This is a genomic window from Streptomyces longisporoflavus, assembly GCF_014649775.1.
GTDB lineage: Bacteria > Actinomycetota > Actinomycetes > Streptomycetales > Streptomycetaceae > Streptomyces > Streptomyces longisporoflavus.
Window position 1 is genome coordinate 73,117 of record NZ_BMTR01000025.1, and the last position, 23,724, is coordinate 96,840.

Consider the following 23,724-nt stretch of genomic DNA (forward strand, 5'->3'; position numbering starts at 1 on the left):
ACGGCCCCGCGTCCACGGGATTGGCGCTCCGGACCGCCGACCGGACCGGAGCGCCCCCGCACCCGGGTCAGGAACCCGGGCACCCCGCCGGGTCGGGCCGCGACGCGTCGCTGATCAAGGCTTCGTGTGCTGCCTTGAGCCGCTTCACGTCGGGCTTGACGACCCTGCGGTCGTAGGTGAGCAGGCCGTTCAGCTCGCCCTCCACATCCGAGATCTGGGTGTAGACGGCGCCGTTGCCGCCCTTGCAGGCGAGCGCGCGCACCTCGTCGAGCTTGGTGAGGTAGTCGTCCGTGTACGTCGCCGGGTCCACGTCGACGTAGCTCTGCTGGACGGACCACGCATGGCCGGGCACCGCGAGTCCGAGACCGCCGTACTCGCCGTTGATCTGGGCCCGCACGCCGTCGGGCTTGGGCGGCAGGGCCGGGCTCGGGTAGCCGTGCTCGTCCATGATGTCGCCGGTGCCGCCGTCGCGCCCGAGGTTGAGTCCCGACATGCCGTTGACCAGGCGGGTCGGGTCCCAGGCCTTGGCCTGGGTGGCGATGCGGCCCTCGTCGTACTGGCCCCAGCCCTCGTTGAAGGTGACCCACATGACGATCGACGGGTGGTTGGTGTGCTCGTCGATCATCTGCTTCATCTCGGACTCGTACTGGGCACGGGCCGCCGTGCCCGGGTTACGGCCCGCCGCCATCGACGGCATGTCCTGCCAGACCATCAGGCCCAGCTTGTCCGCCCAGTAGAACCAGCGGTCGGGCTCCACCTTGATGTGCTTGCGGACGGAGTTGAAACCCATCTCCTTGTGCATCTTGAGGTCGTACGCAAGGGCCTCGTCGGTCGGCGCGGTGTGCAGTCCGTCCGGCCAGAAGCCCTGGTCGAGCGTGGCCATCAGGAACTGGGGCTTGCCGTTGAGCATGGTGCGCGGGGTGCCGTTCACCTTCTCCACGGACACGGTGCGCATACCGAAGTAGCTCTTGACCTTGTCCCGGCCGACGGTGACCTTCAGGTCGTAGAGGAAGGGGTCGTCGGGCGACCAGAGGTGCGGCTCGGCGATCTTCAGCTTGAGCGGTGTGCCCGTGCGTCCGCTCGCCTCCGCGACCTTCTTCTTGCCCTCGTACGCGACCGCCTTGACCGGCACGCCGTCGCGCACGCCCTTGGGCTCGACGGTGACCTGCTTGGTGGCCACGTCGGGCGTGATCTTGAGCGAGTCGGCGTGGTCGGCCGCGACCGGCTCCATCCACACCGTCTGCCAGATGCCGGAGGACGGGGTGTACCAGATGCCGCTCGGGTCCAGGCGCTGCTTGCCGACGGGCGGGTTCTCGCCGCTCGCGGAGTCGGTCGGGTCGTAGACGCCGACGATCAGTTCCTGGGTCTTGCCCGGCTTCAGGGCGTCGGTGATGTCGACGCTGAACTTGTCGTAGCCGCCCTTGTGTTCGGTGACCTTCTTGCCGTTGACGAACACCTCGGAGTGCCAGTCGACCGCGCCGAAGTTGAGCTTGAGGCGCTTGCCGTCGCCGACCTGCCAGCCCTGCGGGACGGTGAAGGTCCTGCGGTACCACATGCGGTCCTCGTGCCGTTCCAGGCCGGAGAGCTGGGACTCCACCGGGTAGGGGACGAGGATCTTCTCGGCGAGCTTCTTGCCGACCGGGGGCTTCTCGCCGGCCTTGGCCGACGCGAACTGCCAGGAGCCGTTGAGGTTGCGCCAGGAGTCGCGGGTCAGCTGGGGGCGCGGGTACTCGGGCAGCGCGTTGTCCGGGCTGACGTCATCGGCGAACTTGGTGCGCAGCTGGTGCTGTGAGTGGTTGGGGCCGCTGCTCCAGAACGCGGCGACGGTCTTGCCGTCGTCGCCGGTCAGGCCGCCCTTGCCGTCGTAGCGGATGTCGGCGGTGCCCTTCGCCGTGCCTTCCTTGTTGCCGACGACGGGTTCCTTGAGGCCCACGAGGAGTGCGCGCGGGTCCTCAGGGTCGGCCTTGACCGTGCCGATGGGCCACTTGGCGCCGCCGATGACCGCCTCGATGTGGCCGGCGAGGCCGCTCGGCGGTGCGGCGAGCCGCTGGGCGAAGTCCAGCTTGAGGGTGCGGCCGTCCTTGAGGACCGTGGCGGCGGTGGCGCCGTCGTAGTCGAAGCCGTCGGGGAGGCGGAAGGCCGACTGCGGTACGGCCTTCTTGCTGCCGCCGGGCTCGGTCCAGCGCAGGTGGAGGTTGGAGCCGCCGTAGTGCTCGAAGTACTCGACCTTGATGTCGTAGGCCTTGCCGGCCGTCAACTCGACGGGCTGGGCGGTCTGTTCCTTGTCCCAGTCGTCGACCCAGTGGTCGATGGCGAGCTTTCCGTCGACCCAGAGGCGGAAGCCGTTGTCGCCGATCATGGAGAAGGTGTGGGATCCGGTCTTCTCCGGTACGACCTTGCCGGTCCAGCGGACGGTGGCGTCGTCGGCCTTGCCGGTGGCGAAGGCCAGGCGCGGGTCGAGGTTGTCGAAGTCGATCTTCTGGTCGAAGCCGGTGGCCTTGAGCTCGTGGAAGTCGAAAGCGCCGGGGGCGGACTGGGTGTAGTACTCCCCCTTGAGGCCGTGGACCTCGGGGGGTTCGTCCGCGGCTGTCGCGGCCGGTACGGCGGTGAGGCCGGCGAAGGCGAGTGCGACGGTGAGCAGCAGTATCAGTCGCTGCCTGACTCGTCTGTGTCGGGTGGGGCGCACGGATCCTCCATTGCTCGAAGCAGTGCTTGAAGGCTGTGGAAGGGGGTGGCGGCTCGCCGCCTCAGTCTGTACAACGGCTCTGTACAACGTTGGAAGGAACGGCAGTTGGCATGACAGCACGCACCCCGGCGTGCTGTCCAGGGTCATGACAAACACCCCGGGCAGGGGTGCACCTAGACGCAGGGAGCTGCACGTGCGGGTTAGCCTCAAAGACGTCGCAGAGCGCGCGGGCGTCTCCATCAAGACCGTTTCGAACGTGGTGAACAAGTACCAGCACGTCACCCCGGCGATGCGGGCGCGCGTCCAGGAGGCCATCGACGAGCTGGGCTACCGACCGAACTTGACGGCCCGTCACCTGCGCAAAGGCCGTACGGGGATCATCGCGCTCGCCGTCCCCGAGCTGGGGAACCCCTACTTCGCCGAGCTCGCGGGCGCGGTCATCGACGCGGCGGCCGAGCATGACTTCACCGTGCTGCTCGACCACACGCGCGGCGAACGCGAGCAGGAGGTCCTGGTCAGCCAGGGGTTCCGGGCGCGGGTGATCGACGGCCTGATCCTCAGCCCCCTGGAGCTGGAGTCGGACGACCTCTTGGGCCGCGAGGACGACGTGCCGCTGGTGCTGCTCGGCGAGCGCCAGTACAACCTGCCCTACGACCACATCGCGATCGACAACGTGGCGGCGGCCCGCACGGCCGTGCGCCACCTGATCGGCCGCGGACGCAGCCGCATCGCGTATCTCGGCGCCCGCACGGACTCCGCGAACCGGCCCGCGAACCTGCGACTCCAGGGCTGGCGCGAGGAGTTGACGCAGGCGGGGATCGCCGCGCCGGACAATCTGGTGGGCCCGGTCGGCGGCTGGAACCGCTGGGACGGCGCGAAGGCGATGGCGCGGATGCTGGACGCGGGGGTACGCCCTGACGCGGTGTTCGCCTACAACGACCTGGTGGCGATCGGGGCCATGCGCGTCCTGCACGAGCGCGGACTGCGCGTGCCGTGGGACGTGGCGGTGGTCGGCTTCGACGACATCGCCGAGGGCCAGTTCGGGGCGGTCACGCTGACCACGGTCTCGCCGGACAAGCAGGCCATCGCCCGTCTCGCGGTGGCCTCGCTGCTGCGCAGCCTGGAGGGCGAGGCGGAGCCCGAGGGCCGTGAACTCACCGCGGAATTCCGCCTCGTGGAGCGCGAGAGCACGCTGGGCCGACGGTGAGGAGCTGCCCCGGCGGTCCGTACCTTCCCCGTGCGCGGAGGGTTTACAGCCTCCTTCCAACGATGTAAAAAGCTCCCCGTACCGCCGAGTTGACCGCAAGAGCCATCCTCCCGTGAGCGCTCTCAGCGCCGGGGCCGTGCCGTTTTGGGGACTCCATGAAGCCGACCACACGCCTTAGCCGCATCTCAGCCAGGACCCTCCTCGCCACCGGCCTCGCCGCGAGCCTCGCGCTGGCCACCGGGTGCGCCAAGTCCGAGGACGACGGCGACAAGAGCTCCGTGTCGAAGGACCAGGGCGACTCCGGCCAGGTCGTCTCGGAACCGAGCGAGGGCAGCGGCCCGACCTGCGCGATAGACGCGTACGGCGGCAAGAAGCTCGACCTCGAGAGCGCCACCGTCGGCTTCTCCCAGTCGGAGAAGGAGGCCAACCCCTTCCGCATCGCGGAGACCGCGTCCATCAAGGCCGAGGCGAAGAAGCGCGGCGTCAAGCTGCTCACCGCCAACGCCCAGTCGCAGTTCTCCAAGCAGATCAGCGACGTCCAGGACCTCATCGCCAAGGGCGCCGACCTCCTTGTCATCGCCCCGCTGAACTCCGACGGCTGGGAGCCGGTCCTGCGCTCGGCCGCCGCCAAGCACATCCCGATCGTCACCATCGACCGCAAGATCAACACCAAGGCCTGCAAGGACTACGTGAGCTTCATCGGCTCCGACTTCGTCGAGCAGGGCAAGCGCGCGGCCGACCAGATGATCGAGGCGACCGGCGGCAAGGGCGACGTCGCGATTCTGCTCGGCGCGGCGGGCAACAACGTCACCACCGAACGCACCAAGGGCTTCCAGGACCGCGTCAAGGAGAAGGCCCCCGACCTGAAGATCGTCTTCAAGCAGACGGGTGAGTTCGCCCGCGAGAAGGGCCAGCAGGTCACCGAGCAGCTCATCCAGTCCAAGCCCGGCATCGACGGGATCTACGCCGAGAACGACGAGATGGGCCTCGGCGCCGTCAACGCCCTCAAGGGCGCGGGCAAGAAGGCCGGCGACGTGAAGATCGTGACGGTCGACGGCACGCGCAACGCCGTCCAGGGCATCGTCGACGGCTGGATCTCCGGCGTCATCGAGTCCAACCCGCGCTTCGGCCCGCTCGCCTTCCAGACCCTGGACACCTTCACCAAGGGCACCAAGGTCTCGCAGGACATCGTTATCAAGGACAGCGCGTACACCAAGGACAACGCCAAGGCGGACCTCGGCAAGGCGTACTGAGATGACGGACGTCCTCTCGGTCACCCAGCTCAGCAAGACGTTCCCGGGCGTACGCGCCCTGGACGGGGTCGACTTCACCGCCCGCGCCGGCGAGGTGCACGCCCTGATCGGCGAGAACGGCGCGGGCAAGTCGACCCTGATCAAAGTACTGACGGGCGTGTACGCACCGGACGCGGGCGAGCTGACCTACAAGAACGAGAAGGTCAGCTTCGCCACCCCGCTCGACGCCCAGCACGCGGGCATCTCCACGATCTACCAGGAGGTCAACCTCGTCCCCCTGATGAGCGTGGCCCGCAACCTCTTCCTCGGCCGCGAACCCCGCGGCCGGCTCGGCCTCATCGACTTCCGCCGGATGCACCGCGAGGCGGACGAGGCCCTGCGGCGGCTCGGCGTACGGGTCGACGTACGCCGCCCGCTGCGTGAACTGGGCGTGGGCGCACAGCAGATGGTGGCGCTGGCCCGCGCGGTGTCGGTCGACGCGCAGGTCGTCATCATGGACGAGCCGACGTCGTCCCTCGAACCGCGCGAGGTCCAGACCCTGTTCGGCGTCATCCGCATGCTGCGGGACCGCGGCATCGCGGTGATCTACGTCAGCCACCGCCTGGAGGAGCTCTACGAGGTGTGCGACGCCGTCACCGTGCTGCGCGACGGCAAGCTGGTACACACCGGGCCGATCGCGGAACTCGACCGGCTCCGCCTCGTCTCGCTGATGCTGGGCCGCGAGATCGGCGAGGTACGCGAGGAGGGCGTCACCAAGTTCTCCGGCGAACACGCCCCCGGGACTCAACCCGTGCTCCGGGCACGCGATCTGACGATGCGCCACGCTCTGCACGGCGTATCCGTCGACATCCGTCCCGGCGAGGTCGTGGGCCTCGGCGGCCTGCTCGGCTCGGGACGCAGCGAGACGGCGAAGGCGATCGCGGGCGCTCTGCCGACCGACGCGGGCAGCGTACTGATTGCCGGAACCCCGGTCCGGTCAGGCTCGCCCCCCGCCGCCATCCGCGCCGGCATCAGCCTGCTGCCCGAGGACCGCAAGGCCGAGGGCATCGTCCCCGGCCTCTCGGTCCGCGAGAACATCGCACTCGCCGCACTCCCCGGCCTCTCCCGCTTCGGCCTGGTGGACGAGTCGGCGATCGACAAGATCGTGGACACCTTCATGAAGCGCCTGCGCATCAAGGCGTCGGGCCCCCACCAGAAGGTGGGCGAACTGTCGGGCGGCAACCAGCAGAAGGTCCTGCTGGCCCGCTGGCTGGCGATGAACCCCAAGGTCCTCCTCCTGGACGAGCCCACCAGGGGCATCGACATCGGCGCGAAGGCCGAGGTCCAGAAGCTGATCGACGAACTGGCCGGCGACGGCCTCGCCGTCCTGCTCATCTCCTCCGACATGGAGGAACTGATCGAGGGCTCGGACCGGGTCGTCGTCCTCAAGGACGGCACCGTCATCGAGGAACTGACCGGCTCCAAGGTCACGGAGGACGCCCTCATGCGAGCGATAGCCACTACCGGGGGTTCTCATGACTGACCTGGCCCTGGGAGGCAAAGCCCCCGCCGACCGCGACCGCATCCTGCGCTACCTCCAGGACTACGGCGTCTACCTGGGCGTAGCCGTCCTCCTGATCCTCAACATCTTCCTCACCCCGCACTTCCTCTCGGCCGAGAACTTCCGCACCCAGGCCGTCCAGGTCGCCCCCGTCCTCATCGTCGCGCTCGGCATGGCCCTGGCCATCGGCAGCGAGGGCGTGGACCTCTCCGTCGGCTCCGTCATGGCGCTCTCCACGTCCCTCCTCTCCCTCTACCTGGGTTACGGGACATGGATCGCGCTCATCGTGGCGCTCATCGGCGGCGCGGCCATCGGTGTCGCCAACGGCTCCCTCATCGCGTTCATCGGCGTCCAGCCCATCGTCGCGACCCTGGCGCTGATGGTCGCGGGCCGCGGACTTGCCCTCGTGCTGCTCCCCCAGCTCAAGGACGTCCGTGACCCGACCATGGCGTCCCTCGGCTCCGGCGACGTCCTCGGCATCCCCTATCTCGTCCTGATCGCCGCGGCCCTCGCACTCGTCGTGGCCTTCGTCGTCCGGCGCACCACCTTCGGCCGGCAGCTCCTCGCCATCGGCGACAGCCGCCCGGCCGCGCGCCTGGCGGGACTGCCCGTACGCCGCGTCCTGATCCTGGTGTACGTCTGCTCCGGCGTGCTCGCCGCCGTCGCGGGCGTCCTCGCGACGGCACGATTGACCGCCAGCGACCCCACCTCGCTCGGCAACCTGATGGAACTGTCCGCGATCACCGCGGTCGTGGTCGGCGGCACACCGCTCAGCGGCGGACGGATACGCATCGGCGGCACCGTCGCGGGCGCCGTACTGATCCAGCTGCTCACGGCCACGCTCATCAAGCACGATCTGCCGCCCTCCTGGACCCAGATCGCCCAGGCCGTAGTGATCATTCTCGCCGTCTACGCGGCACGGGAGAGGGGCAAGCGGTGACCGGCACCGTCCTATCCAAAGCCAAGCCCATGAAGCAGCCAGAGGACCCCGCGGACACGGAGGCCGGGGCGAGCCGCTCCGAGCGCGTCAGTGCACTCGCCCAGCAGCACGGCGCCCTGGTCACCCTGGTGGTCGCCGTCATCGCGGCGTCGCTCAGCTTCGACACGTTCCTGACCGCCGACAACCTGGAGAACATGGCGGTCTCCTCCGCGTTCCTCGCGGTCGTCGCGCTCGGCATGACCTTCGTGATCATCACCGGCGGCATCGACCTGTCGGTCGGCTCGCTCTTCGCGCTCGGCGGTGTGCTCGCGGCCTGGGGTTCGCAGTACGGGACGGCGGTGGCCCTGCTGCTTCCGCTCGCCGTCTGCGGACTCATCGGCCTTGTCAACGGCCTCCTGATCGCCCGCTCGCGGCTTGCCCCCTTCATCGTGACGCTGGCCGCGATGCTGGGCGCGCGCGGCATCCTCCTGTCCGTCACCGACGAGGGCTCCAAGACCTACCTGGTCGACAAGGACACCTTCTTCGCGACGCTCGGCCAGGGCAAGGTACTCGGCATCGGGGCCCCGGTCTGGATCACCCTGGCCCTCTTCGTCGCCGGCGCCGTCGTCCTGCGCCGCAGCCGCTTCGGGCAGTACGTGTACGCGGTCGGCGGCAACGAGGACGCGGCGGCCCTCATGGGCGCCCCGGTGGCCCGCACCAAGATCACCGTCTACACCCTCTCCGGCCTGTGCGCGGGTCTCGCGGGCGCGCTCAACGCCGCCTGGCTGGTCTCGGGCGTCACCATCCTCGGCTCGGGCATGGAACTGGAGGCGATCTCCGCCGTCGTCATCGGGGGCACGCTGCTGACCGGCGGGTTCGGCTTCATCAGCGGATCACTCGTCGGCGTACTGCTCCTGAAGGTCATCCAGAACGTCATCAACCAGATCGGCTCGCTCGACTCCGCCTACCAACAGGTGGTCAGCGGCGCCTTCCTGGCACTCGTGGTGATCGCCCAGACCTGGCTGGGCCGCAGGCGCCGGGTGCTGTAGGCACCCGGCACCCGCGGGACGCCGCTACATGGGGACGATCTGCCCCTTGCCGAGCGCGATCACGCCGCCTTTCGAGACCGTGTACAGCTCTTCGTCCCGCTCGGGGTTGACACCGATCGTCGCCCCGGGCGGGACGTCCACGTTCTTGTCGAGAACGGCACCGCGCACCACAGCGCCCCTGCCCACGCGGACGTTGTCGTGCAGCACCGAGCCCTGTACGACGGCCCCGTCCTCGATCGTCACGCCCGGCGACAGCACGGAGCGCGTGACCTGCCCCCGGATGACGCAACCGGGACTGACGATGGACTCGCTCGCTATGCCGGCCGCGCAGAACTTGGCGGGCGGCAGGCCGCCGGGGTGGGTGTAGATGGGCCAGCGCCGGTTGTCCAGGTTGAACACCGGCTGGTCGGAGATCAGGTCCATGTGCGCTTCGTAGTACGAGTCGAGCGTGCCGACGTCACGCCAGTAACCGTGGTCGCGCGGGGTCTCCCCCGGCACGTGGTTGTCGTCGAAGTCGTACACCTGGGCCACGCCGCGCTCGGTGAGCATCGGCAGGATCGAACCCCCCATGTCGTGCTTGGAGTTCTCGTCCTCGGCGTCCTGCTGGATGGCGTCGACGAGGGTCTTCGTGGTGAAGACGTAGTTGCCCATGGAGGCGAACACCTCGTTCGGCGAACCGGGCAGACCCGGCGGGTCGGCGGGCTTCTCCAGGAAGCTCTCCACGCGTGTGCCGTCCCGCGCGGGCGTGATGATGCCGAAGGACGCCGCGTCCTTGCGCGGCACGCGGATGCCCGCGACCGTCACCCCCGCGCCGCTCTCGAAGTGCCGGCTCAGCATCTGCCGCGGGTCCATGCGGTAGACGTGGTCGGCACCGAACACCGCGATGTAGTCGGGCTGTTCGTCGTGCACGAGGTTGAGCGATTGCAGGATCGCGTCCGCGCTGCCCAGATACCAGCGCGGTCCCAGGCGCTGCTGTGCCGGGACCGGAGTGATGTAGTTGCCCAGGAGGCTCGACATCCGCCAGGTGGTGGTGACGTGCCGGTCCAGAGAGTGCGACTTGTACTGCGTCAGGACACAGATCCGCAGGATGTCGCCGTTGACGAGATTGGAGAGCACGAAGTCGACGAGGCGGTACGTGCCGCCGAACGTGACCGCTGGTTTGGCCCGGTCGGCCGTGAGGGGCTGCAGGCGCTTTCCCTCACCGCCCGCCAGGACGATTCCGAGCACCGAAGGTCCACCGCGCATCGCGCCGCCCCCTTAACTGGGATCACTTGGACTCGAGTAACTCCTCGTACACGCGGGTCGTGCGTCGCGCGACCGCGTCCCAGCCGAACTCCCTGACGGCCCGGTCCCGTCCGGCCGCGCCCATGCGGTGCGCGGCGCGCGGATCGTCGACCAGTTCGTTCAGGGCCTGTGCGAGGCCCGCCTCGAAGGCTGCCGGTTCCTTCTCCTCGTACGGGACGAGGAGCCCTGTGCTCCGGTCCGCTACGACCTCGGGGATGCCGCCGACGTCGGATGCCACGACCGGGGTGCCGCAGGCCATCGCCTCCAGGTTGACGATGCCCAGTGGTTCGTACACAGACGGGCAGACGAACACCCGCGCGTGCGTGAGGAGTTGGACGATCTGCTCGCGCGGCAGCATCTCCGGGATCCAGTGCACCGACCCGCGGGCCTGGCTCAGCTCCTCGAAGAGGGTGCGGAACTCGGCGTCGATCTGCGGGGTGTCGGGGGCTCCGGCGCAGAGCACGAGCTGCGTTGCCGGGTCCAACTCCTGTGCCGCACGCAGCAGATGGGGCACGCCCTTCTGCCGGGTGATGCGTCCGACGAACAGGACGTAGGGCCGGCCGGGGTCGATCCCCAGGCGCTCCAGGACGTCCGTTCCGGAGTCGGGGCGGTACAGGCTCGTGTCGATTCCGTTGTGGACGACGTGCACCTTCGCCGGGTCGATGGAGGGGTAACAACCGAGGATGTCGGCGCGCATGCCGCGCGATACGGCGATCACGGCGTCCGCGGCCTCGACGGCGGTGCGCTCGGCCCAGCCCGAGAGGGCGTAACCGCCGCCCAACTGCTCGGCCTTCCAGGGGCGCAGGGGCTCCAGGGAGTGTGAGGTCATGACGTGCGGGATGCCGTGCAGGAGCTTGCCGAAGTGGCCCGCGAGGTTGGCGTACCAGGTGTGGGAGTGGACGAGGTCGCAGCCCGTGAGGGAAGCCGCCATGGACAGGTCCACGGAGAAGGTGCGCAAAGCGTCGTTGGCGCCGTCCAGGGCGTCCCAGGCTTGGTGGCGCGTGAGGCCGTCGGCCGAGCCCTCGCTACCCCAGCAGTGCACGTCGACGTCGACGAGGGCCTTCAACTCCCTCGCGAGGAACTCGACATGGACTCCGGCTCCGCCGTAGACATCCGGGGGATACTCCCGGGTGAGCAGTCCTACTCGCACGCAGAACCTCCCGTCCGTCCACCCCAGCCGCCGGTCGCCCGCCCCCTCATGGTCACCCAGAAGCGCCCCGCGGGGAAGAGCCCCGCACCGACCTCTGCGGGGGCCGCTCGAAGCAGCAGTCCCCGCACACACCGCCGTCCGGACAGCGGTAGTAGAGGCAGCAGCTGCGCCGGCGGAACGCGGTGCCGCGCAGGATTCCGGTGCCCCGCAGGTCGGGATGGTCGAAGAGCTCGACGGCAAGGGCACGGGCGCGCTCTGCCGCATCGGTACGTCCGGTGCGGCGCGCCCAGGTGTCCAGTTCGCGGGCGGCTCCGGCGAGCGCGGAGCCCGCGTTGCCCCACAGCAGGCCCGCGGAGATCCGGTACCGGGCGCGCAACGCGTCGGCCAGGGGCGCCAGATGACCGTCCTTGACGATCTCCCGGATGTTCGCGGCGTCGGCGGGCCGTGTCGTCACGTCCGTCAGCCACAGGTCGTCGGGCGAGCCGCCGTCCGCGTCCCAGTGCAGCAGCGCCGGGTCGAGGACGGGCACCACACCGTGCAGCGCCGCCGAGCCGAGCGCCACGGACCACAGCCGCGCCGCGAGCCCCAACTGCGCCACCGAGACCGCGATACGCGTGTCGGGCGCCCCGAGCCGGGCGGCGACCTTGTCGACGCGGAACGCGAGGGGCCCGTCGTCGCCCGCGTACACCCGTGCCAGGGAGGTCACTTGGGCGCCGCCCGGCGGCGCCCCGGTACGCAGGGCGAAGAACCCGCCGACGGAGCCGACTTCTGCCAGGTCGAGAGGGGCTTTCACGACGCGGAGCCCGGGCGTCGACGCCGAGCACGGTCGCCCTTGCGGAACAGGGCCGTCCACAGGAAGGGCTCGCCGAAGCATGCGGAGCCGGCCGGTTCGTCGCGCATGCGGCGCAGTTCGATCTCCGTGAGGTCGGAGAAGATCCAGCGCAGGGACTCGGGCGTGTAGGCGAGGCCGCCCTGGAGTCCGGAGGCGCGGTAGAAGTCCGCGTCGGGCAGCTCCGAGCCGGAGCCCTCCGCCCCGGCGGCGAAGGCGGTGAGGGCGAGGTGGCCGCCGGGGGCGAGGACGCGCTCCAGAAGGGCGAGGTAGCTGACGCGGCGGTGGGGCGGCAGGTGGTGAAAGCAGCCCGAGTCGTAGATCAGGTCGTACGGACCGCCCAGTACGGCCGCCGTCTCAGCCGCCGTGCCCGCCTCCGCCTCCGTTTCCGCCTCCGTGAGGGCGAACGCGTCGCCGCACAGGAACCTGATGTCCGCCCCCGCCTCGCGGGCCCGCTCCCCGGCCCAGGCCACGGCCGCCGGGGAGAGGTCGACGGCGTCCACCTCGAACCCCCGGGCAGCCAGATACAGCGCTTTGCGGCCGGGACCGCAGCCCAGATCCAGCGCCCGGCCGGGGGTGAGCAGGCCCCGGTCCACGTACGAGGCCAGGCTCTCGTCCGGCTTCGCCGCGAAGAACGGCACCGGCCTGTCGCGGTCGGCGTAGAAGTCGTCCCACCAGCCGCCCGCGTCGGCGGTCCAGCGGTCGGCCTCCGGCGCGAACAGGCTGTCCATGAGCTTCAGGACGTCGTCGACCGTGCGTACGTTCCGGTTCATCCGGACCCCTTTCCACGAGGGGCAACAATACGACTGAGGGCCATGAAAGCCCAGGTCAGACGGTATGCGGGCAAGTCCGTGGGCGGGCGTTCCCGGCGGTGGGAGCAGCCCGGCGGGGCAGGACCCCCGCCGGGGCGTGCCGCACCGCCTGTGCCCCTCCCAGCGGCCTGGACGAGGGTGTTTCGAGGGGGCGCTCACGCACGAATTTCCGGGGCTCCGGAAGATCCACCGCACCCCTGCGTAACCCACCAGGGGGAGGACATATCCCGGCCCGTACTCCATCGGTAGTAGGACCCAATGCGTGCTGAGGTACGACGACGCGGAGCGAAATCCGCGAGATCGTGGTGAGTATGGAAGCCGACCGTTCGCCGCACCGGACGCCCCGGGCCCGCCACAGGGCGCATCGCAAGCCGTGGAGCACCTCATGAGTGCCCTCACGCTCGCCGTGGTGCTCTCCCTCGTATCCGCCGTGGCGTACGCGGGCGGGGCCATTTTGCAGGAGCGGGTCGCCGTCAGCACGCCGGAGCGGCGGTACGCACCGCTGCGCCGCGGCGCCTGGTGGGTCGCCATCGCGCTGAACGGCCTCGGTGCGCTGCTGCACGTGGTGGCCCTTGCGTACGGGCCGCTGAGCCTCGTGCAGCCCCTCGGCGCCCTGACCATCGTCTTCGCCCTGCCGATGGCCGCCCTCTTCGTGCGGCGCAAGGCCGGGGCCACCGCGTGGCGCGGCGCGATCATGGCGACCGTGGGGCTCGCGGGGCTGCTGTCGCTGACGCAGTCGGCCGACGCGCAGTCCCTGGACGGTACCGAGCGGGTCATGACGGCCCTGGTCACCGCGGGCGCCGTGGTGGCGCTCATGGTCGTGGCGCACGCGGTGCACCGGCATCCGGTGGTGCGCAGCGTGCTCCTGGCCTCCGCGGCGGGCGTCGCCTTCGGTATCGCCTCGGTGTTCACCAAGACGGTGGCGGTGGACCTGGACGCGAACGTATCGCTCACGCACCAGCTGCCCGCCCTCGGCGTGATCGCGGTGCTCGCGTCGGCCGGTGTGCTGATCTCGCAGGCTTCGTACCGCGGGGCGGGCCTTGCGGCGCCGCTGTCGACGGTGACGGTCGTGAACCCGGTCGTGGCGGCCGCGGTGGGCCTCACGCTCTTCGGCGAATCGTTCCGCTACGGCACCGCGGGCATAGCCGTCGCCCTGGGCTTCGGCGTCGTCGCGGCGGGCGGTCTGATCCTGCTGACCACGGAGCGGATCGGCGCACAGCAGGCCGTTGCGGCCTCGAAGGCGCCGGTGGCCAAGGGCGGCCCCTTGGCGGCGGACGCCGTGGCCCCCGGCACGCCCGCCGACGGGCTGCGTGCCGACCAGATACGGGCAGCCGGCGAACTGCGCGCGGTGCCCTCCCAGCCCGCGACCGGGTCGCATTCGCACCGGCGGGTGCTGTTCCGCCACGGCCGCGAGCACGTCGGCTCCTGAACCCGCCCGCTTCGAAGCCCCCGGGAACATCCGGGGGCTTCGCTCTTGCGCGTCCTGGGGAGGGCCGGCCCGCGCGTCAGATCCGCACGCCGTGGGCCCGCAGATACGCGAGCGGGTCGACGTCGGAGCCGAAGCCGGGCCCCGTGCGCACCTCGAAGTGCAGATGCGGGCCCGTGCTGTTGCCCGTGGACCCCGAGCGCGCGATGCGCTGACCCGCGCCCACCTTCTGGCCGGACTTCACGGTGAGCGCCGAGAGGTGCCCGTACTGGGAGTACTTGCCGTCGCCGTGCCGTATCACCACTTCGTAGCCGTACGAGCCGCCCCAGCCCGCCGAGACGACCGTGCCCGCGGCGACGGACTTCACCGAAGTGCCGGTGGCCACGGGGAAGTCGACGCCCGTGTGGTAGCCCTTGGACCAGGAGCCGCCCGCCGCGCGGTAGGGGGTGCTGGGCGAGGCTGCCACGGGTGCGGAGAAGCCCTGCGAGGCACCGGCGGGCTTCGCCTTCCTCGGCTCGGCCTTCTTCGGTTCGGGCTTCGGCTTCGGCTTCGCCTCGGCCCGCTGCTTGGGCTCCGTACGCGGCTTGGGCGCGGCCTCCGTCTTCCCGGATTTCTGCTGCGCGGCCTTCAGCGCGAGCCGCTGGCCCGGCGTGATCATGTCGGGGTCGCCGCCGATCGTCGCGCGGTTGGCCTCGTACAACTGCCGCCAGCCGCCGCTGACCCGGCGCTCGTCGGCGATCCCGGAGAGGGTGTCGCCGCGGACGACGGTATACATCTGGCCGCGGCCCGCGGCGGACTGCGGGGTCACTTCCGGCTTGACGTCCTTGACCTCGCGCTTGGGGGTCTTCGCCGCCGCCTTGGAGGCGCCCATCGGCGTGACGTCGGGGGCGTCGCCGCCACGTGTCAGACCCGCGCGCTCCGAGCAGACCGGCCAGGCCCGGGGCCCCTGCGCGTCGAGGACCTTCTCGGCGACGGCTATCTGCTGGTCCTTGGTGGCGCGGTCGGCGCGCGGGGCGTAGGCGGTGCCGCCGTACGCCTCCCAGGTGGACTGCTTGAACTGGAGGCCGCCGTAGAAGCCGTTGCCGGTGTTGATGCTCCAGTTGCCGGTGGATTCGCAGGCCGCCACCTTGTTCCAGGTGTCGACGTCGGCCGCCTCTGCCGTGCCGGTGCCGATCAGCGGGAGCGCCATCCCGGCGCCGCCCGCCGTGACGGTAAGGGACGCACGGTTGATCCGGTTCGGCTGATACCGGCGGTGACGACCGCGTACGGCCATGGGAGCCCCCTCAGTCACACACATCACTGTCACGTCGGACACACGACAAGGCGGCAAGTTAGCCGCTGGGACCGTGTCGTGACAAGAGCGCATGGCCGAGGGGGCGTGCGCCTGGTCAGCCCTTCAAGTGCTCCGGCAGCCAGCGGAGTTGGACACTCTGCTGGTAGGGGCCGCCGCCCTCGTGATCGTTGAAGGAGTACACCTCCATCGAGCGCTCGGAGCCCGCGTAGGCGTTGTGGGCCGCGAACACGGTGGACGGCGGGCACGTCATGTCCTCCAGCGCCGCCGAGAAGAGCGCGGGCGCCGTGCCGCGAGCCGCGAAGTGCACGCCGTCGAAGTACGAGAGCGTACGGAAGACGCGCTCCTCTGCGCCGCGCTTCGCCTTCATGTAGAGCGCGATCTCGCGGTAGGGGGGCCGCTCGGTGAGGGTCGTGGCGCGCGGGAAGTCGCACAGGAACGGCACGTCGACGGCGATCGCCGCGAGGTCGGGGACGAGGCCGCCGACGGCCAGCGTGATCCCCCCGCCCTGGCTGCCGCCGACCGCGGCGACCCGCGAGGAGTCGACCAGCGGATGCGCGCGGGCCGCCTCGACGGCCCGGACGGCGTCGGTGAACACGCGCCGGTAGTAGTACTCGTCGGGGTCCTCGATGCCGCGCGTCATGTAGCCGGGGTAGGCGGGCCCGCTGCCGACCGGATCGGGGGTGTCGCCCGCCGAGCCGCCGCTGCCCTGACCCCGGGTGTCCATCACGAAGTGCGCGAAGCCGGCGGCCGACCACAGCAGCCGCTCGTGCGGGAGGCCGCGGCCGCCGCCGTACCCGATGTACTCCACGACGGCGGGCAGCGGCTCGGCCGTTCCGGCGGGCAGTATCAGCCAGCCTCTGACCGGGTGGCCGCCGAACCCGGCGAACGTCACGTCGAACACGTCGACCGTGCTCAGGTGCGCGTCGGCGGGGACGAATCGCGCGTCCAGGTCGTGTTCGCGTGCGGCCGAAAGGGTCTTCTCCCAGAACGCGTCGAAATCCTCGGGCTCGGTCATCTCGGGCCGGTAGCGGCGCAGTTCGTCGAGCGGCATGTCGAAATGGGGCACGGGCGGCTCCTCCGTCGGACACAGTGTCGGGATGTCACGCTACGCCGCGGGGCAATACTGGCGAACACCACCGGCACTTCCACCTCCAGGAGTCACGGCATGAGCAGCACGTCAGCCCAGATCGGTGTCACGGGCCTCGCGGTCATGGGGCGCAATCTGGCCCGCAACTTCGCGCGCAACGGCTACACCGTCGCCCTGCACAACCGCACGTCGGCCAAGACGCGCGCATTGGTCGAGGAGTTCGGCGACGAGGGCGATTTCATCGCCACGGAGACCGCCGAGGAGTTCGTCGCGGCCCTGGAGCGCCCGCGCCGCCTTGTCGTCATGGTCAAGGCGGGCGAGGCCACGGACGCCGTCATCAAGGAGTTCGCGCCGCTCATGGAGCCGGGCGACATGATCATCGACGGTGGCAACGCGCACTTCGCCGACACCCGGCGCCGCGAGCGTGAACTGCGCGAGCAGGACATCCACTTCGTCGGCACAGGTGTCTCCGGCGGCGAGGAGGGCGCGCTGAACGGGCCGAGCATCATGCCGGGCGGCTCCCCCGAGTCGTACGCCTCGCTCGGTCCGATGCTGGAGAAGATCTCGGCGAAGGCCGAGGACGGCGCCCCCTGCGTCACCCATGTGGGCGCGGACGGCGCGGGCCACTTCGTGAAGATGGTGCACAACGGCATCGAGTACGCGGACATGCAGCTGATCGCCGAGGCGTACCAGCTGCTCCGCGAGGTGGCGGGCTACTCCCCCGCGCAGATCGCGGACATCTTCCGCACCTGGAACACCGGCCGCCTCGACTCCTATCTGATCGAGATCACGGCGGAGGTCCTCAAGCACGTGGACGCCGCGACGGGCAAGCCGTTCGTGGACGTCGTCCAGGACCAGGCCGAGCAGAAGGGCACGGGCCGCTGGACCGTGCAGATCGCCCTCGACCTGGGTGTCCCGGTGTCGGGCATCGCGGAGGCGGTCTTCGCCCGCTCCCTGTCGGGCCACTCCGAACTGCGAGCGGCGTCGCAGGGCCTGCCGGGCCCGACGGCACAGCAGCTGAGCGAGGCCGAGGCGGGGGCGTTCGCCGACCAGGTCGAGCAGGCGCTGTACGCCTCGAAGATCGTGTCGTACACGCAGGGCTTCCACGAGATCGCGGCGGGCAGCGAGGAGTACGGCTGGGACATCGACCTCGGCGCGGTCGCCGCCATCTGGCGCGGCGGCTGCATCATCCGCGCCGCCTTCCTGGACCGCATCCGCGCCGCGTACGACACGCGCGCGGATCTGCCGAGCCTGCTCTCGGACAAGACGTTCGCGCAGGAGATCGGTGCGGCCCAGGACGACTGGCGCGCGGTCCTCGTCGCGGCCACCCGGCAGGGGGTACCGACGCCGGGCTTCTCGGCGGCCCTCGCGTACTACGACGCGCTGCGTGCGGACCGCCTGCCGGCCGCGCTCACCCAGGGGCAGCGGGACTTCTTCGGTGCGCACACCTATCGGCGTACGGACCGGGAGGGTTCGTTCCACACCCTGTGGGGCGGGGACCGCTCGGAGGTCGGGGCCTAGGAAGGCCCGGCAGGCCCTCCCGCCGTCAGACCGGCTTCGGCTCGGTCTCGGGCTCCGGTCCCGGCGGCGGGAGCGGGGTCGGCGGCGGGCCCGGCGACGGCCGCGGCACGGGGCCGGGGCCCGGTGTGGGGCGCTCGGGGTCCGGCACCGGGCTCGGCTCGTTCGGGTCGGGGATCGGGCTCGGCGGTGCGGGTTCGGGATACGGGACGGTCATGTCTCCTCCATCGACGTCGGAGATCGGTCGTGTCCACTCTCTCCCGCCTCGCGTGCCCACGCCCGCCGAGTCCACGCGTCCCCGGGCCCATTGATCTCAGCCGTCAGTGCGCGTGAGCCGCATGACGGGGATGTCGCGATCCGTCTTGGCCTGGTAGTCCGCGTAGGGGGCGAAGAGCTCCACGAGGCCCGGCCAGACCCTGGCCTTCTCCTCGGCCGACAGGGTCTCGGCGCGGGCGTCGAAGCGCTCCTCGGTGCCCACGCGCAGCCGTACGTCGGGGTTCTCGACGAGGTTGTGGTACCACAGCGGATGGTCGTCGGCGCCGCCGTTGGAGGCCACGATGAGGTAGTCGTCGCCGTCGCGACCGTAGATCAGTACGGTACGGCGCCACTGTCCCGTGCGCCGGCCGCGGTAGTCGAGCAGCAGGCAGGTGACGCCCTGCACGCCGGTGCCCTTCGTGCCGCCCGACTCCTCGTAGAGGCGGGCCTGCTTGGCCACCCAGCCGGTGGGGCTGATCACGACCTCTTCGTCCTGCTGCGCCATGTCCGCTCCTGTGGAGTGAAGTCGAAGGAGTACGCGGGAGGTGAGCGGTCACTCACCTCCCGTGTGCAGCCTACGACTTGAAGCCCTCACCGCACCGGAGAACAGCCGCGCTCAGGCCGGGGCGCGGGCTGGAGAGGACCGGCACGGGCAGGGTGGCGCGGTCCGCCGCCTCCGCCATGGACGCCTGGGCCAGGACGACGGAGTCGACGCCCTCCAGGGCATCGACGGCCTCCGCGATCAGGCGTACGTGGCCTTCCCCGTCACCGGCCTCGAAGCGCTCCCAGGCGCCTTCCACCAGGACCGTCGTGACCTCGACGGGCCGCCCGGCGCGGGCGGCCTCCTCCTCGACGAGGGCGCGGGTGGGCGCCAGGGTGCTCTCCAGGGTGGCGACGACGGCCACGGACCGCCCCGCGGCCACGGCCGCGGCGGCCATGGGCCGGTCGACCCGCACAAGGGGCACGCCGACGGCGGCGGCGCGGGCCTCGGTGACGGCGCCGATCGTCGAGCAGGTGCAGAGCACGACGCTCGCCCCCTCGGCGACGGTCCGCACCAGCAGCTCCTCGATGTCGTCGGCCACCGTGTCCGGGCCCTTCGCGCGGGCCCGCGCGAGCAGGTCCTCGTGGACGAGATGGCGCAGGGCGAACCCCGGATGGTCCTGGTCGCGCAGCGCCTCGAAGACGGGAACGTGCACGGACGAGGTGTGCAGGAGAGCCAGCGCCCGCCTCACCACGTGGTCGGCTCCGACCTCTGCTTGTCCCTGGCGGCAGCGGCCAGCCCGGCCGAGGCGGCGGGTGCCTCGTCGGGATGCCGCTCGGCCCACTTCACGACGTACGGGCACAGGGGCGCGACGGCGATGCCTTCCCTGGCCGCCATCGCGTACAGCTCCCTGGCCAGCGACCCCGCGATGCCCTCGCCCTCGTGCGCGGGCTCCACCTCGGTGTGCACCGGCACCAGGGCGGTCTCGGGGGCGTCGAGCGTGAAGTAAACGATCTTCCCCGCTACTTCGCCGCCCGCATACGCCTCCAGAACGCCGCGCGCCCGGTCGTCGCGGATCTCCGTCCCACTGCTGCTCATCAGCTCTCCTGGAGGGCGGGCGCGGCCTGCGGGCTGCGCGCCATGTCTTCGGCACCCGGCACCGGCGCGGCCGCGTCGGCACCGAGGGCCACGATGCGGTTGTTCTCGCCCTCGACGTGCACGACCTTGGGTCGCAAGGCGCGGGCCTCGGCGTCGTCGACCTGGGCATAGCTGATGATGATCACCTTGTCGCCGGGGTGCACGAGGTGTGCCGCGGCGCCGTTGATGCCGATCACGCCGCTGCCGCGTTCGCCCTCGATGGTGTACGTCTCCAGGCGGGCGCCGTTGGTGATGTCGACGATGTGCACGAGCTCGCCGGGCAGCAGGTCGGCGGCGTCGAGAAGATCGGCGTCGATGGTGACGGAGCCGACGTAGTGCAGGTCGGCCTGGGTCACCGTGGCGCGGTGGATCTTGGACTTGAACATGGTGCGCAGCATGTGGACTCCCGGAAGATGGCTCCCTGCCTGCTTTGTGCAGGTCAAGGGCGTTCTTCAATGTACATCGGCGCGCCTTCGACCCGAAGGCTTTGCCGAACATCGAACATCGGACATCAAACGCCGGGGCGGGGCAGGGATCTCCGGCCCGGCCCCGACTCGTTCCGCGGGCCCACCGGCGGACCGGGCTATCCGTCCGCCGCCCTCGCGTACTCCTGGGCCATGCCTCCCGCGAAGTCGTACAGCACGACCTGCTCCTCGCCCACGACCCAGGCGTCGTGTCCCGGCGGGAGCACGAAGACGTCGCCCGGCCCGACTTCGGCCTCGCCTCCGTCGTCCATGCGCACGCCCATCCGCCCCTTGACGACATAGCCGTTGTGGTGGATCTCGCAGCTCTCGGTCCCCGCGAGCGGGGCCACGCACTCCGACCAGCGCCAGCCGGGCTCGAAGGTGCCCACGGCGAAGTCCAGCCCCGTCAGGTGGACGGCTTCGAGGTGTCCCTTGGGGAAATCGCGCCGCTCGTCCGGCTTCTCGACCGTCTTGACCTCGATCATGACGACGTCCTCCTTCTGTCCGGGCCAGCAGTCCCGGAGACAGTTGCCGTCGTCGCTCCGTCCGCGGTCGACGCCATCACCGGCCGACCCCTTCCTTCCATCGTCTGCCCGGCCGCCCGGGGGCGCCACCCGGGCTTCCGCCGGCGCCAGGGCCCGCCCGAGCCGGCGTTCGGGGTCGTGAGACGAGCAACGCGTCGATTGCCGCGGCCAGTTGGGCAGGCATGCGGCGCAGGCCGAGCCGGAATGGCTGGGTCAGGTTCGCCGGGCTCGTCGTCGATGGCCCCGCAGTTCGACGAGGAGCTAGCCCAGCAGCGACGCCGCGAACGCCCGGTGGACCTGCACCGTGCGGCGGTGGAGACGGCGTGGTCGGCGGCGCCGCGTATCTCCATCGCTTTTTCAGATGTACGTCTCCGCGCAATTAATGTCTTTGGACATACCTATGTGTGGAGAGGTACTCTCGCGTCATGCCCGATTCCAGCGCGTCCGCCCAGGACCTCGACCGTGTGGCCTCGGCCCTCGCGGCGAGCCTGCCCGCGCTGAACCGTGCCCTCGACCGGCACGTCGGCCGGGACTTTCCGCACCCCAAGCCCCCCGAGGCGCAGCTCGCACTGCTGCGCCTGGTGGCCCAGGAGGAAGGCGCCACCGTCCGTGAGGCCGCCGACGCGCTGCTGATGCGGCCCAACAACGTCAGCGCCCTGGTCTCGCAGCTCACCGAGCAGGGCCTGCTCGAACGGCGGCAGGACGCGGACGACAAGCGGATCGCGCATCTGCACCTGACCCCCCGCGCCCAGCGGGAGCTGGCCGAGGTCCGGCGCCTCGAGGGCGAACACCTCGCGCGGGCCCTGCAGTTCCTCACGCAGGGCGAGCGCGACGCCCTGGGCTCGGCCGTGGGTGCGCTCGCCTCGCTGACGCGGCAGCTGCACGCCGCGCCTTCGGCGTAATAGACCCGCCGCCTCCCCGCCACGGGGAAGCTCCGGGTCCCGGCCCGGCCGTCGCGGTCAACTCTCCCGGCGCGCTCCGGGCCCGGCCGTCGCGGTCGACTTCCCCGGCGCTCCGGCCGCGGTCCAACGCGCCGGCCGGGGCACGGCGCTTCCCCGACGCCGTCCGCGCGCATGCCCCGTAACTCCCGAACCCTCTCCGTAACTCCCAGACAGACAAGGCACCTTCATGCCGTCCACCACCGTGGATCCCTCTCCCCTGCCCGCACACACCCCGCCTCAGGCGCCCGCGCCCACCGGCAGGCGCGCCAACCCCTGGCTGACGCTGATCGCCGTCGCCTTCGGGCTCTTCATGGTCCAGCTCGACGCCTCCGTCGTCGCCATCGCCAACCCGGAGATCGGCCGCGCCCTGCAGGCGTCCACCGCTGACCTGCAATGGGTCACCAACGCCTACCTGCTCGCGCTCGCGGCCTCGCTCATCCTGGGCGGCAAGCTCGGCGACCGTTTCGGGCGGCGCGCGTTCTACCTCGTCGGCGTCGTCGGGTTCACGCTCGCCTCGGTCGCCATCGGCCTTTCGGGCTCGGTCGAGGGCGTCATCGCCTTCCGGGCCGTGCAGGGCTTCTTCGGCGGCCTCCTGATGCCCAACACCCTGGGCCTGCTGCGCACCGCGTTCCCTCCCCGCAAGTTCGGTATGGCCGTGGGTATTTGGGCCATGGTCTCGGCGGTGTCGACCGCGCTCGGGCCGATCGTGGGCGGACTGCTCCTGGAGAACGTCTCCTGGGAGTCCGTCTTCTACATCAACGCCCCCATCGGTCTGATCGCCGTGGTGGTCAGCGCCGCCGTGCTGCCGCAGAGCAGGAGCAAGAACGCCGGGGAGCCGCAGCCGTTCGACGTCCTCGGTGTCGTCCTGCTCGCCGTCGCGCTGCTGTGCGTCGTCTTCGGCGTGGTCAAGGGCGAGACATGGGGCTGGGCCTCGGCAGGCACCCTGGGAGCCGTCGGCATCGGTGTGCTGCTCCTCGGCGTCTTCGGGTGGTACGAGACCCGCGTGTCGCATCCGCTCCTTCCGATGCGGCTCTTCCGCAGCCGGGCGCTGACCACCGGCACGGTCATCACCGCCCTGAACTTCTTCGTCATGCTCGGCGTGATCTTCTTCGTGATGCTGTACCTGCAGAACGTGCGCGGCTTCTCGCCGGTCGAGGCCGGTGTGCGGACCCTGCCGCTCAGCCTCGCCTCCCTGGTGGCATCCCCGCTGGGCGCGGCGCTCACCACACGCTTCGGGCCGCGTCTTACGATGCCGCTCGGCATGCTGCTCCAGGCCGGTGCCGCCTTCGGCATGCTCACCTGGGACACCGATTCCTCGTACGCCACGATGTGGCCGCCCTTCGTCGCGCTCGGCCTGGGCGTCGGCATGGTCCTGTCCGCGTCCTCCGATGCCATCGTGGGCCAGGCTCCCGTCCAGGACGCGGGCGTGGCCGGCGGGTTGCAGGCCACCTCGCTGCAGATCGGCGGCGCGCTCGGCACCTCCGTCCTCGTCTCGCTCATCAGCAGCCGGGTCGGCTCCACGCTGACCGGCGAGCTGACGGGCGCGGGCGTTCCCGCGCCCGTGGCGGCCGGGCTCCAGGAGGCCGAGGACGCGGTGGCGATGGGCGCGGCCCCGGTGTCGCCCGACATGTCCGCGCAGGTGAAGGCGGCGGTCGTGGACGGCAGCGGCCAGGCGTTCATGAACGGCGTGCACACGGCCGTGACCGTGACGGGCGTGCTGTGCCTGCTGGGCGCCGCCGGTGCGGCGGCCGGCCTGCGGCGCACCTCGGCCGCGCGGCACTAGGAAGCGCGCGCAGAACGCGCCGGACCGGCCGGGAGATCCCGGCCGGTCCGGCGCGTTCTGCGTTGTCTGCGTTGTCTGCGTCGCA

Annotated in this window: 22 protein-coding genes; 9 read left to right on the forward strand and 13 right to left on the reverse strand. The window is 70.8% G+C overall.

The annotated features are described in order from the left end of the window. Positions 1-67: 67 nt before the first annotated feature. Positions 68-2,686, reverse strand: a complete 2,619-nt coding sequence (locus IE226_RS35295; RefSeq protein WP_229871735.1) for a PA14 domain-containing protein — start codon at positions 2,684-2,686, stop codon at positions 68-70. 193 nt (positions 2,687-2,879) lie between these two features. Between IE226_RS35295 and IE226_RS35300 the strand changes: the two genes are divergently transcribed. The 5 genes from IE226_RS35300 (at position 2,880) to IE226_RS35320 (ending at position 8,654) form a co-directional block, all read left to right on the forward strand. Beyond that, the gene (locus IE226_RS35300; RefSeq protein ID WP_190085555.1) at positions 2,880-3,893 is read left to right on the forward strand and encodes a LacI family DNA-binding transcriptional regulator; all 1,014 of its coding nucleotides are present in this window, start codon (positions 2,880-2,882) and stop codon (positions 3,891-3,893) included. Between the two features lie 155 nt (positions 3,894-4,048). Beyond that, the gene (locus tag IE226_RS35305; protein WP_190085556.1) at positions 4,049-5,146 is read left to right on the forward strand and encodes an ABC transporter substrate-binding protein; all 1,098 of its coding nucleotides are present in this window, start codon (positions 4,049-4,051) and stop codon (positions 5,144-5,146) included. A 1-nt stretch (position 5,147) separates the two neighbouring features. Continuing rightward, positions 5,148-6,668 carry a sugar ABC transporter ATP-binding protein gene (locus tag IE226_RS35310; protein WP_190085557.1) on the forward strand — a complete coding sequence of 507 codons (1,521 nt, stop codon included), beginning with the start codon at positions 5,148-5,150 and terminating at the stop codon, positions 6,666-6,668. Continuing rightward, positions 6,661-7,626 (forward strand): ABC transporter permease, encoded by a 966-nt coding sequence (locus tag IE226_RS35315; RefSeq protein WP_190085558.1) that lies wholly within the window; start codon positions 6,661-6,663, stop codon positions 7,624-7,626. The genes IE226_RS35310 and IE226_RS35315 overlap by 8 nt, the downstream gene beginning before the upstream one ends. Positions 7,627-7,655: 29 nt before the next feature. Then, a complete protein-coding gene (locus IE226_RS35320; protein ID WP_190085559.1) occupies positions 7,656-8,654 on the forward strand; it encodes an ABC transporter permease in 999 nt (332 codons plus the stop codon). A gap of 24 nt (positions 8,655-8,678) precedes the next feature. On the opposite strand, the gene glgC is transcribed toward IE226_RS35320, so the two are convergent. Genes glgC through IE226_RS35340 form a run of 4 tightly spaced genes read right to left on the reverse strand, consistent with a single transcriptional unit; the run spans position 8,679 to position 12,690 of the window. Continuing rightward, positions 8,679-9,899 carry a glucose-1-phosphate adenylyltransferase gene (glgC, locus tag IE226_RS35325; RefSeq protein WP_190085560.1) on the reverse strand — a complete coding sequence of 407 codons (1,221 nt, stop codon included), beginning with the start codon at positions 9,897-9,899 and terminating at the stop codon, positions 8,679-8,681. 22 nt (positions 9,900-9,921) lie between these two features. Then, a complete protein-coding gene (gene glgA, locus IE226_RS35330; protein ID WP_190085561.1) occupies positions 9,922-11,088 on the reverse strand; it encodes a glycogen synthase in 1,167 nt (388 codons plus the stop codon). 52 nt (positions 11,089-11,140) lie between these two features. Further along, positions 11,141-11,881, reverse strand: a complete 741-nt coding sequence (locus tag IE226_RS35335; RefSeq protein ID WP_229871736.1) for an IucA/IucC family C-terminal-domain containing protein — start codon at positions 11,879-11,881, stop codon at positions 11,141-11,143. Further along, positions 11,878-12,690 carry a class I SAM-dependent methyltransferase gene (locus IE226_RS35340; RefSeq protein ID WP_190085563.1) on the reverse strand — a complete coding sequence of 271 codons (813 nt, stop codon included), beginning with the start codon at positions 12,688-12,690 and terminating at the stop codon, positions 11,878-11,880. The genes IE226_RS35335 and IE226_RS35340 overlap by 4 nt, the downstream gene beginning before the upstream one ends. Positions 12,691-13,114: 424 nt before the next feature. Between IE226_RS35340 and IE226_RS35345 the strand changes: the two genes are divergently transcribed. Next, positions 13,115-14,158 (forward strand): DMT family transporter, encoded by a 1,044-nt coding sequence (locus IE226_RS35345; RefSeq protein WP_190085564.1) that lies wholly within the window; start codon positions 13,115-13,117, stop codon positions 14,156-14,158. Positions 14,159-14,234: 76 nt separating this feature from the next. Here the strand turns inward: IE226_RS35345 and IE226_RS35350 are convergent, their stop codons facing one another. Then, positions 14,235-15,428: a transglycosylase family protein gene (locus IE226_RS35350; protein WP_190085565.1), complete on the reverse strand. Its 1,194-nt coding sequence runs from the start codon at positions 15,426-15,428 to the stop codon at positions 14,235-14,237. A gap of 115 nt (positions 15,429-15,543) precedes the next feature. Continuing rightward, positions 15,544-16,515 (reverse strand): acetylxylan esterase, encoded by a 972-nt coding sequence (locus tag IE226_RS35355; protein WP_190085566.1) that lies wholly within the window; start codon positions 16,513-16,515, stop codon positions 15,544-15,546. Positions 16,516-16,614: 99 nt separating this feature from the next. Here IE226_RS35355 and gnd point away from each other — a divergent pair, with 99 nt between their 5' ends. Further along, positions 16,615-18,057 carry an NADP-dependent phosphogluconate dehydrogenase gene (gnd, locus tag IE226_RS35360; RefSeq protein ID WP_190085567.1) on the forward strand — a complete coding sequence of 481 codons (1,443 nt, stop codon included), beginning with the start codon at positions 16,615-16,617 and terminating at the stop codon, positions 18,055-18,057. Positions 18,058-18,082: 25 nt separating this feature from the next. On the opposite strand, the gene IE226_RS35365 is transcribed toward gnd, so the two are convergent. The 6 genes from IE226_RS35365 to IE226_RS35390 all read right to left on the reverse strand — a co-directional run bounded on the left by IE226_RS35365 (position 18,083) and on the right by IE226_RS35390 (position 20,876). Next, entirely contained in the window at positions 18,083-18,271 is a 189-nt protein-coding gene (locus IE226_RS35365) for a hypothetical protein (RefSeq protein ID WP_190085568.1), read from the reverse strand. Between the two features lie 96 nt (positions 18,272-18,367). Then, entirely contained in the window at positions 18,368-18,814 is a 447-nt protein-coding gene (locus IE226_RS35370) for a nitroreductase family deazaflavin-dependent oxidoreductase (protein WP_190085569.1), read from the reverse strand. 70 nt (positions 18,815-18,884) lie between these two features. After that, positions 18,885-19,544 carry an aspartate/glutamate racemase family protein gene (locus IE226_RS35375; protein WP_229871737.1) on the reverse strand — a complete coding sequence of 220 codons (660 nt, stop codon included), beginning with the start codon at positions 19,542-19,544 and terminating at the stop codon, positions 18,885-18,887. Beyond that, positions 19,538-19,888 (reverse strand): GNAT family N-acetyltransferase, encoded by a 351-nt coding sequence (locus tag IE226_RS35380; RefSeq protein ID WP_190085570.1) that lies wholly within the window; start codon positions 19,886-19,888, stop codon positions 19,538-19,540. Before IE226_RS35380 ends, IE226_RS35375 begins: the two co-directional genes overlap by 7 nt. Beyond that, positions 19,888-20,325, reverse strand: coding sequence for an aspartate 1-decarboxylase (gene panD / locus IE226_RS35385; protein ID WP_190085571.1), 438 nt, complete (start codon positions 20,323-20,325; stop codon positions 19,888-19,890). Before panD ends, IE226_RS35380 begins: the two co-directional genes overlap by 1 nt. Before the next feature lie 185 nt (positions 20,326-20,510). Next, positions 20,511-20,876 (reverse strand): cupin domain-containing protein, encoded by a 366-nt coding sequence (locus IE226_RS35390; RefSeq protein ID WP_190085572.1) that lies wholly within the window; start codon positions 20,874-20,876, stop codon positions 20,511-20,513. 464 nt (positions 20,877-21,340) lie between these two features. On the opposite strand from IE226_RS35390, the gene IE226_RS35395 reads away from it, so the two are divergent. Beyond that, positions 21,341-21,817, forward strand: coding sequence for a MarR family winged helix-turn-helix transcriptional regulator (locus IE226_RS35395; RefSeq protein ID WP_190085573.1), 477 nt, complete (start codon positions 21,341-21,343; stop codon positions 21,815-21,817). A gap of 226 nt (positions 21,818-22,043) precedes the next feature. Then, positions 22,044-23,639, forward strand: coding sequence for an MFS transporter (locus IE226_RS35400; protein WP_190085574.1), 1,596 nt, complete (start codon positions 22,044-22,046; stop codon positions 23,637-23,639). Positions 23,640-23,724 lie beyond the last annotated feature (85 nt).

Bases quoted from the DNA above. Each gene is read 5' to 3' on its own strand.
- glgC (WP_190085560.1), bottom strand. From the start codon at position 9,899: ATGCGCGGTGGACCTTCGGTGCTCGGAATCGTCCTGGCGGGCGGTGAG.
- IE226_RS35340 (WP_190085563.1), bottom strand. From the start codon at position 12,690: ATGAACCGGAACGTACGCACGGTCGACGACGTCCTGAAGCTCATGGAC.
- IE226_RS35345 (WP_190085564.1), top strand. From the start codon at position 13,115: ATGAGTGCCCTCACGCTCGCCGTGGTGCTCTCCCTCGTATCCGCCGTG.
- IE226_RS35400 (WP_190085574.1), top strand. From the start codon at position 22,044: ATGCCGTCCACCACCGTGGATCCCTCTCCCCTGCCCGCACACACCCCG.
- gnd (WP_190085567.1), top strand. From the start codon at position 16,615: ATGAGCAGCACGTCAGCCCAGATCGGTGTCACGGGCCTCGCGGTCATG.
- IE226_RS35380 (WP_190085570.1), bottom strand. From the start codon at position 19,888: ATGAGCAGCAGTGGGACGGAGATCCGCGACGACCGGGCGCGCGGCGTT.
- IE226_RS35365 (WP_190085568.1), bottom strand. From the start codon at position 18,271: ATGACCGTCCCGTATCCCGAACCCGCACCGCCGAGCCCGATCCCCGAC.
- IE226_RS35395 (WP_190085573.1), top strand. From the start codon at position 21,341: ATGCCCGATTCCAGCGCGTCCGCCCAGGACCTCGACCGTGTGGCCTCG.
- panD (WP_190085571.1), bottom strand. From the start codon at position 20,325: ATGCTGCGCACCATGTTCAAGTCCAAGATCCACCGCGCCACGGTGACC.
- IE226_RS35390 (WP_190085572.1), bottom strand. From the start codon at position 20,876: ATGATCGAGGTCAAGACGGTCGAGAAGCCGGACGAGCGGCGCGATTTC.
- IE226_RS35315 (WP_190085558.1), top strand. From the start codon at position 6,661: ATGACTGACCTGGCCCTGGGAGGCAAAGCCCCCGCCGACCGCGACCGC.
- IE226_RS35320 (WP_190085559.1), top strand. From the start codon at position 7,656: ATGAAGCAGCCAGAGGACCCCGCGGACACGGAGGCCGGGGCGAGCCGC.
- IE226_RS35305 (WP_190085556.1), top strand. From the start codon at position 4,049: ATGAAGCCGACCACACGCCTTAGCCGCATCTCAGCCAGGACCCTCCTC.
- IE226_RS35370 (WP_190085569.1), bottom strand. From the start codon at position 18,814: ATGGCGCAGCAGGACGAAGAGGTCGTGATCAGCCCCACCGGCTGGGTG.
- IE226_RS35350 (WP_190085565.1), bottom strand. From the start codon at position 15,428: ATGGCCGTACGCGGTCGTCACCGCCGGTATCAGCCGAACCGGATCAAC.
- IE226_RS35310 (WP_190085557.1), top strand. From the start codon at position 5,148: ATGACGGACGTCCTCTCGGTCACCCAGCTCAGCAAGACGTTCCCGGGC.